At 68.1% G+C, this 13,907-nt stretch carries 11 protein-coding genes; 7 read left to right on the forward strand and 4 right to left on the reverse strand.

The features are described from left to right. Positions 1-79: 79 nt before the first annotated feature. Positions 80-1,486 carry a peptidoglycan recognition protein gene (locus J7E89_RS35175; protein WP_214979718.1) on the reverse strand — a complete coding sequence of 469 codons (1,407 nt, stop codon included), beginning with the start codon at positions 1,484-1,486 and terminating at the stop codon, positions 80-82. A gap of 139 nt (positions 1,487-1,625) precedes the next feature. Here J7E89_RS35175 and J7E89_RS35180 point away from each other — a divergent pair, with 139 nt between their 5' ends. The 5 genes from J7E89_RS35180 (at position 1,626) to J7E89_RS35200 (ending at position 8,035) form a co-directional block, all read left to right on the forward strand. Continuing rightward, complete coding sequence (locus tag J7E89_RS35180) at positions 1,626-2,390, forward strand: TIGR03089 family protein (protein ID WP_214979720.1); 765 nt, start codon at positions 1,626-1,628, stop codon at positions 2,388-2,390. A 152-nt stretch (positions 2,391-2,542) separates the two neighbouring features. Beyond that, a complete protein-coding gene (locus J7E89_RS35185) occupies positions 2,543-3,826 on the forward strand; it encodes an LCP family protein (RefSeq protein WP_214979722.1) in 1,284 nt (427 codons plus the stop codon). A gap of 217 nt (positions 3,827-4,043) precedes the next feature. Then, a complete protein-coding gene (locus tag J7E89_RS35190; protein ID WP_214979724.1) occupies positions 4,044-5,792 on the forward strand; it encodes an LCP family protein in 1,749 nt (582 codons plus the stop codon). Positions 5,793-5,842: 50 nt separating this feature from the next. Then, on the forward strand, positions 5,843-7,525 hold the full coding sequence (locus J7E89_RS35195; protein ID WP_214979726.1) for an LCP family protein: 1,683 nt from the start codon (positions 5,843-5,845) through the stop codon (positions 7,523-7,525). 285 nt (positions 7,526-7,810) lie between these two features. Further along, complete coding sequence (locus tag J7E89_RS35200; protein WP_214979728.1) at positions 7,811-8,035, forward strand: hypothetical protein; 225 nt, start codon at positions 7,811-7,813, stop codon at positions 8,033-8,035. Positions 8,036-8,118: 83 nt separating this feature from the next. On the opposite strand, the gene J7E89_RS35205 is transcribed toward J7E89_RS35200, so the two are convergent. Next, on the reverse strand, positions 8,119-9,135 hold the full coding sequence (locus J7E89_RS35205) for a glycosyltransferase family 2 protein (RefSeq protein WP_214979730.1): 1,017 nt from the start codon (positions 9,133-9,135) through the stop codon (positions 8,119-8,121). Positions 9,136-9,326: 191 nt separating this feature from the next. Here J7E89_RS35205 and J7E89_RS35210 point away from each other — a divergent pair, with 191 nt between their 5' ends. Beyond that, positions 9,327-10,688 (forward strand): LCP family protein, encoded by a 1,362-nt coding sequence (locus tag J7E89_RS35210; RefSeq protein ID WP_214979774.1) that lies wholly within the window; start codon positions 9,327-9,329, stop codon positions 10,686-10,688. Positions 10,689-10,749: 61 nt separating this feature from the next. Here the strand turns inward: J7E89_RS35210 and J7E89_RS35215 are convergent, their stop codons facing one another. Further along, the gene (locus J7E89_RS35215; protein ID WP_214979732.1) at positions 10,750-11,304 is read right to left on the reverse strand and encodes an acyl-CoA thioesterase; all 555 of its coding nucleotides are present in this window, start codon (positions 11,302-11,304) and stop codon (positions 10,750-10,752) included. 108 nt (positions 11,305-11,412) lie between these two features. On the opposite strand from J7E89_RS35215, the gene J7E89_RS35220 reads away from it, so the two are divergent. Then, positions 11,413-12,696 (forward strand): LCP family protein, encoded by a 1,284-nt coding sequence (locus tag J7E89_RS35220; protein WP_214979734.1) that lies wholly within the window; start codon positions 11,413-11,415, stop codon positions 12,694-12,696. 22 nt (positions 12,697-12,718) lie between these two features. Here the strand turns inward: J7E89_RS35220 and J7E89_RS35225 are convergent, their stop codons facing one another. Next, positions 12,719-13,879, reverse strand: a complete 1,161-nt coding sequence (locus J7E89_RS35225) for an amidinotransferase (RefSeq protein WP_214979736.1) — start codon at positions 13,877-13,879, stop codon at positions 12,719-12,721. Between the last annotated feature and the right edge of the window lie 28 nt (positions 13,880-13,907).

A 13,907-nucleotide genomic window follows, 5' to 3' on the forward strand; every position in this document is an offset into this window, starting at 1 on the left:
GTCTCTGCTTCCTGCTGGGGCCGGCCGGGTACGGGCAGGCCAGTGTATGCAGACCGTTCGATACGCCCCGGTCGGCCCGTCAGCGGCCCTGAAGGCGGGCCGAGGCGTCCCGGGCCTCGTCGAGCTTGCTGTAGAGGCGGCCTCCCGGACACTCGGTGGCGTATCCGTCGCGGTGTCCGGAAATGACTTTGAGTTTGGCGAAGGTGCCCTTCTTGTACCGGTTGCCGCCCCCGGACCTGAGCGTTGTCGTGGCGCGCGGGTTGGCGCCGTACAGGCCGAGCTTCCAGGCGGCGAGGCGGGCAACAGCGTTGACGACGGCGGTGGGTGGGGTTACGTGGCTGTAGCTTCCGAGGACGGCGATGCCCGTGCTGTTGGTGTTGAAACCGAGAGTGTGCGCCCCCAGGACGGGCTTTGCCACACCCCCTGCCCGGCCTTCGTAGATGTTTCCGCACTTGTCGACGGCGAAGTTGTAGCCGAAGTCGCGCCAGCCACTGCTCCTGACGTGGTAGCGGTAGATACTGCGCAGGACTGAGTCGGCCTGCGAACAGCTGTAGTTGTTCCCGGTCGCGCTGTGGTGCACGAAGGCCGCCTTGACGCGGTGCGTGTAGACGAAGTTGCGCTCGCGCAGCTGCTCGTTCGCGCCCCATCCCTTGCGCGTGACGATGCGCGGGCGCGGACCGATGCGGGGCTTGCCGCCGCCGAGTACGAAGGTCTGCTCCTCAGTCTCCGCCTTGCTCAGGGCCGGTACTTCGGTGGCGCCGAGCGGTGCCAGGTCGGCGTTGACGGCCGAGGCCGCGGCGTCCTCCGCGGTCATGACCGTGGTACGGGGGTCGTCCGCGTCGTCGTAGGTGGCGGTCTGGGCCGCGGTGTCGTCGGCGTTGTTGTCGGCGGCGTCGTCGTCGGCCGTGTCGGCTTCGTTGGCGGTTGCCGTCGTGCCCGCCGGGGGGTCGTCGCCCGGGTCCACGAGTTCGAGGCGCAGTCCCGACGGGAGGGGGGCGGCGGCGCGAACGGCTGGGGCGCGCTCGGGACTCACCCGTACCTCCACGCCGTCGCTGTCGCCCACCCACAGGGGCGCGGTCGAGCCGCGGACCTTCCCCGTCTCGCGCTCGGCCGTGTCGGAGTCGGCGGCGTGCTCGTGGTTGTGCGTCTCCAGGTACTGCCAGCCGGTCCAGTTGCCTGTCGCGGTGGCGCGGGTACGGACCTGGACTGTGCCGTGGAGTTCGGCTTCGGCGTCGTCCCAGACGACCCCGACCAGTGAGAAGGGCTTGGCATCGTGCTCCGACCGGCCCTGCGGCGCGGTGCCCGCGGCCCGGTCGGTACCGGGGGCTTCGTGTGGTGGGAGTGGCGCGAGTGGCAGCGACTGGGTGGAGCCCGGTGGCGCCGTACTCATGGGGACAGCGGGAATCGGGGCGGCGTTGGCAGCGGTGGGCAGGACCAGAGCGGCGGTGCACGCGACTCCGATCGCGGAAGCAAGGAATGCACGCATGGAGTAGATCTTGGGCATAAGTGGATAAATATGTCCATTGGGGAATTGACGGGGTGTCGGCCGAACCGGTGTATGGGCGGCCCTCCCGCGCCCGGGCCGCATGGCCCCCGCGCGAAGGCACCGGCGTACTCTTGCGCGGGTGAACGCCACCGATCGCACCCCCGCCGACCTGCTGCGATCCGCGCTCGCCGCGGACCCCGCCCAGCCCCTGGTCACCTTCTACGACGACGCCACCGGCGAGCGCGTAGAACTGTCCGTCGCCACCTTCGCCAATTGGGTGGCGAAGACCGCCAACCTGCTCCAGGGCGACCTCGCCGCCGCGCCCGGCGACCGGCTCGCGCTGCTGCTGCCCGCGCACTGGCAGACCGCCGTCTGGCTGCTCGCCTGTTCGTCCGTCGGGGTGGTCGCGGATGTGGGTGGGGACCCGGCCGGCGCCGATCTCGTGGTCAGCGGGCCCGACACGCTGGACGAGGGGCGGGCCTGCGGCGGGGAGCGCGTGGCGCTCGCCCTGCGGCCGCTGGGCGGCCGCTTCCCGCAGCCGCCCGCCGGATTCGCGGACTACGCCGTCGAGGTGCCGGGGCAGGGCGACCGCTTCGCGCCGTACGCCCCCGTCGACCCGGACGAGCCCGCGTTGCGGGTCGGCGGTACGGAGCTCACGGGCGCGCAGCTGGTCGAGCGGGCGCGCGCGGACGCGGCGAGCCTCGGGCTCGGATCCGGGGCGCGGCTGCTGTCGGGGCTGGAGTACGACACGTGGGAGGGGCTGTCCTCGGGACTGTTCGCGCCGCTCGCCGTCGGCGGTTCCGTGGTGCTGTGCCGGAATCTCGGTCAGCTCTCCGAAGAGGGCCTCGCCAAGCGCGTCGAGAACGAGCGGGTCACCAACACGGCGGTACTACAAGCCCCCTGAGGGCCACCCGTCCGGCCCACCGGCTGCCGAGCCCTCCCCCCGCAGGGTCAACTCCGGTAGATGATCGACGGTACGCACCGCACAACCAAGCGCGAGGTTCAGCCGTCTACCCCTGCGACCGGCGGCCACAGCGCGCCGCCGACTCCGTAAGGATGGACGCAGACGTGACCGACAGTGCTGGCACGCCCTCCGGACCGGACACCCCGGCCGAGGAGGACGAGGCGAAGGACCTGGCTGCCACGGACGGTGCGGACGAGGAGCTGAGCCCTGGTGCGGGTTCGGGTGAGGGGGAAGACACCGACGCCCACGGACATCCGCGCTGGCTTCTTTGGACCGCCCTCGGCGCCTCCTTCGCGCTCCTCCTCGCGGCCGGCGTCGGCTGGTGGCTCTACCGGAAGCTCGACGGCAACATCACCACGGACACCAACGCCGCCGCCGAGCTGGAGGCGTACGAAAAGGAACGCCCCACGCCCATCGCGCGGGACGCCCGGAACATCCTGCTTATCGGGTCCGACACCCGCTCCGGCAAGGGCAACAGCAAGTACGGGCCCGACAAGGGCACCCAGCGCTCCGACACGACGATCCTGCTGCACCTGGCCGGGGACCGTAAGAGCGCGACAGCCGTCTCGCTGCCGCGCGACCTGATGGTGGACATCCCCAGCTGCCGGAAGCCCGACGGCACGCGCACGAAGGAGCAGTCCACCCAGTTCAACTCGGCGTTCGAGCTCGGCGGTACGGCGTGCACGATCCGTACGGTCGAGCGGCTCACCGCCGTCCGGGTGGACCACCACATGGTCATCGACTTCGCGGGTTTCAAGGGGATGGTCGACGCGGTGAACGGCGTCGAGATCTGCCTCAAGGAGCCGATCGACGACGAGGACGCCCTGCTCCGGCTGGACAAGGGCCGCCAGAAGCTGAACGGTGAGCAGGCCCTCGGCTTCGTACGGGCCCGCAAGAGCATCGGCGACGGCAGCGACACCGAACGCATGGAACGCCAGCAGCGGTTCCTCGGCGCCCTGGTGAACAAGGTGCAGAGCAACGGCGTACTGCTCAATCCGACCAGGCTCTACCCGGTGCTGGACGCGGCGACGAAGTCCCTCACGACCGATCCCGGGCTCGACTCGCTGAAGGACCTGTACAACCTGGTGCGCGGCATGCGGAACATCCCCACCGAACAGGTGCAGTTCATGACGGTGCCCCGTCAGCCGTACGCTCAGGACCCGAACCGGGACGAGCTCGTGGAGCCGGACGCGAGCCGTCTGTTCAAGCAACTGCGCGAGGACGCGCCCGTTTCCGTCGTACCGGCGGGCTCCGAAAAGCCGGATAAGAAAGACAAATCCCCGGCCGACGAGAAGCCGGACGACGCGGGATCGGCGAGCCCGACTCCGACGCCGACTTTCACCGGCAGCAATGCCGCCACCGACGAGTGCGAGTAAAGCGATAGCCAAAGCCTGACCAGCAACGGAACGGATTGGGCGTATTGCCCAGTTGTAAGGCCAGTGGAATTTGTCACGGACGTCGCCCCACGCTGAACTGGGCAGATAGTGTGACGCGATCCGGTGCTTCCGGCCCTGAGGTCGCACTGCTGGAACGAACGCCAGAGGGCCTGGGGGAGGCGCCTCATGTGGCACCCGACGGAGGACTCAAGCAACCGTGGATGCGCAAAACCGTGGGCGGGCGGAAGAAATCGACCCCGCAGACCAGTGGGTTCTCAACCCGGACACCGGTCATTACGAATTGCGACTGGACCAATCCGCTGGGCGATCGCCTGCGGCGGCCCCTCCCCGGAGGACTTCGTCGAGAACGAACACCCGTGAGCGGACCGCCGGCCCCCGGCGCGAAGTCCCGGTCCAGCGCAGCCGACGGGCCGCGAACGGCTCCCGGGGCGCGGGCGGCTCGCGCGATTCCGGCGGCGGCGACGGCGGCGCGCCGCAGGCCGGCCGGCGCAAGCGCAAGGCGAAGAAGTCCGGCAAGAAGAAGGCGCTGCTGTGGACCGGCGGCGTCATGGGCTTCGTGCTCGTCGGCGTATCGGTCGGCGCGTACGTCGTGTACGACCGCCTCAACGGGAACATCAACTCGGTCGACGTCGGTGACGCGGCCAACGGCGGCGCCTCCACGGACGGACCGATGAACATCCTGATCATCGGCACCGACAAGCGCACCGGCGCGGGCAACGAAGGCTACGGGGACAAGAAGAACTCGACCGGCCACGCCGACACGACGTTCCTCTTCCATGTGTCGGAAGACCGTACAAACGCGACCGCTCTGAGCATCCCGCGCGATCTGAAGACCGACATCCCCGACTGCCTCACCGCGCAGGCGGACGGCTCGAAGAAGGTCATCCCGGGGACGCCGTACACGAGGTTCAACGAGAGCCTCGGCGTGAACGGCCGGGATCCCGGCTGCACCATGCGTACGGTCCAGAAGATCACCGGTCTTCCGATCAACCACTTCATGATGGCCGACTTCAACGCGGTCAAGACGCTGACCACCGCGATCGGCGGCGTGGACGTCTGTCTGACCGAGCCCATCAAGGACAGCAAGTACTCCCAGCTCAACCTGTCGGCCGGTGACCACCGCATCCAGGGCGAGGACGCGCTCGCGTTCGTCAGGAACCGGCACGGCCTCGGCAACGAGAGCGACCTCGACCGCATCAAGATGCAGCAGCAGTTCATCGCCTCGATGATCCGCAAGATGAAGGAAGACACCCTCGGCAATCCGAAGAGGATGCTCGACCTCGCGGACGCGGCCACCAAGGCGCTCACGGTGAACAAGGAGATCGGGGACATCCCGAAGCTCAAGGCCCTCGCCGAGGAGCTCGGCCGGATCAACATCAAGAACATCGCCTTCACGACGATCCCCGTGCGAGACAACCCCGCCGAGACGGTCAAGGCGACCGTCGTTCTGGACCCCGTCAAGGCCCCGCAGGTGTTCAACGCGCTGCAGAATGACGTCTCCTTCACCGACGTGAAGAAGAAGGAGAAGGCCGCCAAAAGCAAGCAGGCCGCACTGCTCAAGGGCCCCAGGGCCGAAGCCTCCGAGGTTCGTGTCGACGTCTACAACGGCAGCGACACCGCCGGGGCCGCGCAGAAGACCCTCAACTGGCTGCAGGTTGAGAAGGGCGTGCTCAAGTCCACGAACAAGAGCAATGCCCCGGAGAAGATCGCTAAGACTAGTCTTGAGTACGCACCGAACCAGGCCGACCAGGCGCGCAAGCTCGCGGACCTGATGGGCCTGCCCGCTGCGGCGCTCAAGAAGGGCAGCGCCGACGCAGGGGAGATGGAGCCGATGGTCCTGACTCTCGGCGCCGACTTCAAGGGCGAGGGGGTGCCCATCAGCGGTCCGGTGAAGCCGCCCGAGGTGGAGAAGGTCCAAGCAGACCAGAAGATCTGCGCCAAGTGAAACCGGGTCACCGGATTATGCGGCGCGCCTGAACAACAGGGGGGCCAGGGGTGGGACAGAACACCGTGCGTGGGGCACGGACGCGGGGAGGCGTCCGAGCCGCCGACGGAAGAGGCTGGGACGACAGCCTGCACGAGGGCGGGCCGGAGGGGGCCGGCGACAGGGACGGTACGCCGCTGACTCCGGCGAATCCGGCCTCCGACGGCACCGGGCCGCCCCGGCGGCGCGGTGGCCCGCACCGGCGCGGCAGACGCGGTAAGCGGCGGGTACTGCGCTGGGTCGCCTCCGTGCTGTCCCTGCTGATACTCGGCACGGCCGGCGCCGGATACCTCTACTACCGGCATCTCAACAACAGCATCAAGAGCGATGCCCTCAATCTCGGCAAGAACAGGATGGCCGAGCACAAGGCGAATCCCGCCGGCCAGACGCCGCTGAACATCCTGATGATCGGCTCCGACGCCCGTAACACCGATGCGAACAAGGCACTTGGCGGCGCGAAGGAGACGTTCGACGGGCCACCGCTGGCGGACGTACAGATGCTTGTGCACGTCTCGGCGGATCGCAGCAACATGTCGGTGATCAGCATGCCGCGCGACACGATGCTGAAAATTCCGGAGTGCAAGGACAAGAAGACCGGCGAGGTCTTCCTGGCCAAGGCCTGGGGCCAGACCAACGCTTCGCTGAGCCGTGGCGGCCCGGGGTGCACGGTGGCCACCTGGTACGAGCTGACCGGCATCACCATCGACCACTTCATGATGGTCGACTTCGCCGGGGTCGTCTCCATGGCCGACGCGATCGGGGGCGTACCCGTCTGCGTCACGGACAACATCAAATCCCGTAATCGCGAGGGCAAGGGCTCCGGTCTGAAACTTCGAGCGGGCACCCATCCGATCAAGGGGGAGCAGGCTCTTCAATGGCTGCGCACCCGGTACGGGTTCGAGAACGGCACCGACCTCGCCCGTACGCACGGTCAGCACATGTATATGAACTCCATGGTCCGCGAACTCAAGAAGAACACCAAGCTCACCGACCCGAACAAGCTGCGCAAGCTCGCGGAGGCTGCCACGGCCGCGCTCACGGTGGACGAGGGTCTGGATACGGTGAAGAGCCTCTACGACCTGGCGGAGGACCTCAAGCAGGTCCCGACCGAGCGCATCACCATGACCACGATGCCCAACTTCTACTCGACGCGCTTCCCACAGCGGGTGGAACCCGAGCCGGGCGACGCCGAGCAGCTGTTCCGGATGGTGCGTGAGGACATCCCGCTGGACGGAAAAGCCTCCAAGCGCAAAGCACCGGCCCCGTCCAAGGACCCGGCAGCGCCCGACGGTGAGATCGGCGTAATGGTGCAGAACGGCACGTACACCGATGAGCTGGGGGCTGCCAGTGGCCGCGCCACGGACATCGCGGGAGCGCTGACCAAGCAGGGCTTCACGCGGGCGACGGCGGACACGCAGCCCAACCCGCAGAAGCGAACGGTCGTCCAGTACCCGAGCGTCGAGCTGGAGGGCGACGCCCAGGCGGTCGCCAAGGCCCTGGGCATTCCCTTCTCTTCGGTGAAGAAGTCCACCGATGTCACGGGCGTGAGCGTGATCGTGGGCGCCGACTGGCGCGAGGGCGACAAGCTCCCGAAGCAGAAGGACGACAACAACAAGACGCCGGAGAACGCGCGCCCGCTGAACGGCGCGAACACCAAGGCCTGCATGAAGGTCCAGGAAGGCTTCACTTGGTGAGATAGCCGGCCTCGGCCTCGTCAACGCCCCCTCCGCCGCCGCCAGCACCCCCGCCGGCTGCGGCTACAACTACGCCTACATCTACGTGTGGGAGCAGTACCGCAACACCCACTCGAAGGGCGGGTCGACCTCCAAGGTCTGCTGACCCGTCGAACCGGGGCAAAAACCCACGCAGAAGCACAAGTTCAGTCGCTGGCTCGCAGTCGCGGCCGTCATGCTCGGCCTCGGCTTCGTGTCGCCCGTCGCCACCGCGGCCCCGGCGGCGGCAACAACTGTGTCGTCGCCGTGAAGCAGGGTTCGTACGACGGGACCAGCAGCCGGATGGACCTTTCACTCGGCACGCCGGACGCGATCGACGGCGATTCGGGCTACTACAAGTACTACGCGGGCCCCGTGAAGATCTACGCGAAGGGCAAGTGCATCTTCACCGAGCTGACCGTGTATCCGGCCGGCGGGGGACGCGAGTACTTCCAGGACCGCAACCCGTACTCCGGGTACTTCCACGGCTGATCCAAAGCTGATCGAGGCCGGCCCCCAGCCGGCCCCGTGGCTGACCAAGTGCTGCCGACCCGTGGTCGGCAGCACTTCGGTCGTCAGACCTTCGTGGTACGGACCGCCGGGCGGCGGCTCGCGATGACCTTCTTCGCGAGCGAGCGCGGGCTGGTCAGGAAGCCGAAGCCCCACGACATGTGCATGGTGGCCAGGGCGACGGGGATCTGCGCCCGGGCCTTCAGCGACAAGCCCTTGCCCGCCGGGACCGAGCCCGCCACGATCGCGGCCAGGTAGCCGGCCGGGACCACGAAGCCCCACGGCGTGAGCGCCGCGCCGACGACGATGCCCGCGGCGATCGCGCAGACGGCGGTCGGCGGCGCGAGGTATCGCAGGTTGATGGAGCCCGCGTGGTAGCGGGCGACCACGTGGCGCCAGCGGCCGTAGTCCTTGTACTGCTTGGCCAGGGCCTTGACGGAGGGCCTGGGGCGGTACTGGACCTTGAGCTCGGGCGAGAACCAGATCAGGCCGCCCGCCTCGCGGATGCGGAAGTTCAGCTCCCAGTCCTGGGCGCGGATGAACTCCTCGTTGTACCCGCCCTGCTGTTCGAGGGCCTCGCGGCGGAAGACACCCAGGTACACGGTCTCCGCCGGTGCGGCCTCGCCGCCCGTGTGGAACGCCGCGTTGCCGACGCCGATCTTGGAGGTCATCGCGGCCGCGACCGCGTCCTCCCAGGCGTTCTCACCCTCGGCGTGCATGATGCCGCCGACGTTCTGCGCGCCGGTCTCCTCCAGGAGGCGGACGGCCGTCGCGATGTAGTTCGGCGAGAGCATCCCGTGGCCGTCGACCCGCACCACGATGGGGTGCCGGGAGGCCTTGATGGCCGCGTTCAGCGCTGCGGGGGTACGGCCCGTGGGGTTGGGGACGGTGTGGATACGGGGGTCTTCCCGTACCAGCTCGGCGGCGATCTCCTCGGTCCGGTCCGAGGACGGGCCGATCGCGATCACCACCTCCATCTCGCCGTCGTACTCCTGCTCCAGGATGTGACGGACCGAGTTGCGCAGATGCCGCTCCTCGTTGAGGACCGGCATGATCACGGAGACTGCGAGTGTGGCGTTCATATCGGGGGTCACGTTACCGCGAATGGGGGACACGGACGCACGGCGGCCGCGTCGCTGCCCGGGTCGTTGATCGTATGGGCCTACGTTGCTGCTGATCCCCCCTTGCCTTCGCGGAGGTGTCCCACGTGCCCAAGCCGTCCCGTCCACAGCCGGGCCGCAGTCGAAGGCAGGACGAGCGCCCGCAGTGGTCGATGCGCCTGTTCACCACGATCTCGGTCCTTGTGCTGTGCGCCGGTGGCATCGGTCACGCGGTGGTCACCGGGATGGAAACGGGCATCGAGCGGGTCGACCCGTTCAAGGACATGAAGAACCGTCCGGCGGCCGGCGACGGCACGAACATCCTGCTCGTCGGCACCGACGGCCGCGACAAGATCACGCCGGAGGAGAAGCGGAAGTACCGGCTGGGCGGCGCCCCCTGCCACTGCACCGACACGATCATGGTGGTGCACCTCTCCGCCGACAAGGAGCGCGCGAGCATCGTGAGCCTGCCGCGCGACAGCTACGCGGAGGTGCCCGAGCACACCGACCAGTCCACGGGCAAGCACCACAACGCGCACCCCGCGAAGATCAACGCGGCGTACGCGGAAGGCGGCCCCGGGCTCACGGTGCGGATCGTGGAGCACATGACGAAGGTGAAGATCGACCACTATCTGGAGGTCGACTTCACCAGCTTCATGAAGACGGTGGACGTGATCGGCGGGGTGGAGGTCTGCACGGTCCGCCCGCTAAAGGACAACCACACCGGCCTCGACCTGCCCGTCGGCACCCACCAGCTGAACGGCGGCCAAGCCCTCCAGTACGTCCGCTCCCGCCACATCGACGGAGCCGACGACTTCGGCCGCATGCAGCGCCAGCAGCGCTTCCTCGCCGCCTTCATCGCCAAGGCCGGCACCAGCGGCGTCCTGCTGAACCCGGTGAAGTTCCGGCAGGTGACGTCCACACTGCTCAGCTCGGTCCGCGCGGACAAGGGCTTCGGTACGGAGGAGATCCTCGCCCTGGGGCAGGCGATGCGCGGGTTCACACCGGCGTCGTCGGAGTTCAGTTCCGTACCGGTCGCCGGGGTCAATCCGCCGATCGAGGGCATCGGCTCGACCGTGAAGTGGGACGAGGCGAAGTCCGAGAAGCTGTTCCAGAACCTGCGCGACGACAAGCCGCTCGCGCCGCCGCGCCCCAAGAAGAGGGCGACGCCGGTCGACGTGGCACCGCAGCGGATCGCCGTGCAGGTCTACAACGGGACGCTGACCCGGGGCCTGGGCAAACGCGTGGACGACGCGCTGCGGTCCACCGGCTTCAAGACCACCCGCTCCCCCAAGGACGCGGACCGCGACGATGTGCGGCGCACGCTCGTCACGTACGACCCGCGCTGGGACCGCTCGGCGAAGTCCCTCCAGGCGGCGCTGCCGGGGTGCGAGCTGCGGGCGGTGGAGGGGCAGGGGGCGCTGCTGAAGGTGCTGGCGGGTACGGACTTCAATGGCGTACGGGCGGTACGGGCGGACGATCCGTACCAGGGCGAGTTCGGCGCGGTCACCGGCGACGAGGTCGTATGCCCGTAACGACTCCCGGTAGCGACCGCCCGTAACGACTGGCCGTAGCAACGGGGCGTGACGGACTGCGTCAGTTCTCCATGTCCAGGCCCTCGGCGGCGCGCTTGTCCCGCAGCTCCTTGATCGCGCGGCGCCGCGCGAGGCGGTGCGTGCGGCGGATCTGGGCCTCCTGGTAGCGGCGCCGGTCGCGCTCCGTCTCGGGTACGACCGGCGGGACGCGGCGGGGCTTTCCGTCCGCGTCGACGGCGGCGAACACGAGGTAGGCGCTGCCGACCTGTGTGGCCGGGGTCGACTCGTTCCAGCGCTCCGCCAGGACGCGTACGCCGACCTCCATCGAGGACCGGCCCGTCCAGTTGACCTGCGCTTTCACATGGACCAGGTCCCCGACCCTGACCGGCTCCAGAAAGACCATCTCGTCCATGGAGGCGGTGACGGCCGGCCCGCCGGAGTGCCGGCCCGCGACGGCGCCCGCCGCGTCGTCGACCAGCTTCATGATCACGCCACCGTGCACCGTGCCGAGGAGGTTGGTGTCGCTGCCCGTCATGATGTGGCTGAGCGTGGTGCGGGAGGCTGCGGTGGGCTTGCCCGGAATGCCTTCTTCCGGATGCTGGGGCTGGTCTGTCATGCCCTCCACCTTATGCGCGGCGCACATTGCATCAGCTCTGCAACAGCCCTGCCCCGATTTCCTACCCGCCCTGTAAGGCACCCGCCTCTTACCTGCACACTGTTCCGCATGAGCGACTGGCCGGACGGATGGAACGACCGCAGCGACCCGCACGGACGCGGCAGCGGCGGCGCGCAGCCCGAGGGCGCGCGGGTGATGAGGCATGTGCAGCGCGGCCAGGTCCCGCCGCCCGCGGGCCCGGCCCCGGTGCCTCCCGTACGCGGCCCGGTGCCTCAGCAGTCGCCGGGTTACGACGACGGCTACGGCCAGGGCGGCTACGGCGACGGCTACAACACCGGCCAGGTCTACGGCGGCGGTCGCTCCGCACCTCCCGGCGGCGGCCGGCCGCCCCGCGCGCCGCGCGTCGGCCCGGCGCCGGACTGGAGACGCCGTATCAAGCTCGGATCACTGACGCTGGTCGTCGTGCTCCTCGCCGTCTCCATCGGTACGTACTTCTGGGCGGACGGCAAGCTCAAGCGCGAGGTCGACCTGGCGAAGGTCATCGAGCGGCCGGAGGCCGGTGACGGCACGAACTACCTGATCGTGGGCTCCGACAGCCGCGAGGGCATGACGGCCGACGACAAGAAGAAGCTGCACACAGGGTCGGCCGAGGGCAAGCGGACCGACTCGATGATGATCCTGCACGACGGTTCCAACGGCCCGACCCTCATCTCGCTGCCGCGCGACTCGGACGTGGAGATCCCGTCCTTCGTGGGATCGGAGTCCGGCAAGACGTTCCCGGGGCAGGGGCGGCGGGTGAAGCTGAACGCGGCGTACGCCGAGGACGGCCCCGAGCTGCTGGTCCGTACCGTCGAGCACAACACCAACCTCCGCATCGACCACTACGTCGAGATCGGCTTCGCCGGCTTCGCCAACATCGTGGACGCGATCGGCGGGGTGGAGATGGACATCCCGAAGGCGTTCAAGGACGAGAAGTCGGGCGCCGACTTCCAGGCCGGCAAGCAGACCCTCAACGGCGAGCAGTCCCTGGCCTTCGTCCGTACGCGCTATGCCTTCGCGGGCAGCGACCTGGACCGTACGAAGAACCAGCAGAAGTTCCTGGCGGCCCTGGCAAGCCAGACGGCAACGCCGGGCACGGTCCTGAACCCGTTCAAGCTCTACCCGACCATGGGCGCCGGTCTGGACACGCTCATCGTCGACAAGGACATGAGCCTGTGGTCCCTGAGTCAGATGTTCTTCGCGATGAAGGGCGTCACGGGCGGCGACGGTACGTCGATGAACATCCCGATCTCGGGCAGCAGCGGCGGCAACCTGGTCTGGGACAAGGCGAAGGTCGCGCAGCTCGTGCAGCAGCTCAAGAACGACGAAAAGGTCACGGTCAAGGGCAACTAGCGGTTGTGATGGGGGGGCCGACTCAGTCGAAATACGATTCGAGCGTGCCGCGACGCCGGACATCGAGTGTGGCGCAGTGGAATGAGCCACCGAACGGCGCGTAGTGCAGCAGGTCGGACGGGATCGGCTCGAACCCCCATTTTTCGAGCGCGCGCAGCATGTCGGTGTGGTGCCGCTCCGCGATCACCCGCTTGTCGTCGATCATGAGAATGTTCATGCTGAGCCACTTGCCGCACATCGAGGTGACCTTGAGCAGGCGCTCGTCGATCTGGTTGGGTTCCGGGGCGACCAGGACGTCCCAAGAGCGCAGGACGTCGGGCAAGCGGTCGACGTCGATGTATTCGGGATTGACCAGTACCTTGCCGGGCGAGAGCACCTGGAACGTCGTGTCGATGTGCATGGGCGTGCGGCAGCGGCTCTCGATCTCGTGGATCCGATAGCCGGGTCCGAGATGGCGGCGCAACCACTCGATGCCCATTTGATTGGTGACGTTGCTGCGCGTAACGAAAAGGTCGCGTCCCGCGCGCACGAAATCCGCCGCGTCGAACACCGGCTCGAACTCGGTGAGGATGTAGCGCATGCGCTCGCCGGCCTCGGGGACACGGAAATCCGCCTCGAAGAGTTCGTCAGTGAGCTGCGGCTTCGGTGCCGCCGTCCATCGCGCGCCGCGCCGGAAGTAATCCTTGAGGATCGCGCGATAGGAATGGGTCTCGAAATATCGGCACGGCCATGCCATCGGAGTCTCGATGATCTCGTCGCCGATCACGAGCATGCTGTCACGCGGGCAGGTATTGCAAAAGCCGCGCGACGACCAGTCGGGCGTGCCGAACGGTTGCCTGTGCTGGACCGGGTCCGGACGCCTGACCGTGATGCCGAGGGACTGCAGGAGAGCGATGAACTGATCGAGCTCAAGCTGCGCCCGCTCGATCAGGACGCGCGGATATTTGAATCCGGCGGCGAGCCCCTGCAACCGCGCCGCCCATGGCGGGATGTTGCAGGCGACGACCGGATGGTTGGAGGGGATCGTCGCGCCGTCGAGACGCCCGACGATGATCTCCTCCAGCGGGTCCCACTCGTTGTGTGAATTGACCGGAGAAACGAGGGGTTCCGCAGCGTTGGCAGTCGTGGCCGCATCATTTTCTGCCGCTGCCTTCAGAATGCCGGGCCTCTGCACTATCGCCATGCTCAACCACTTCCGATTGCAGAAGTCA

It is taken from the genome of Streptomyces sp. ISL-100, assembly GCF_018614615.1.
Taxonomy (GTDB): domain Bacteria; phylum Actinomycetota; class Actinomycetes; order Streptomycetales; family Streptomycetaceae; genus Streptomyces.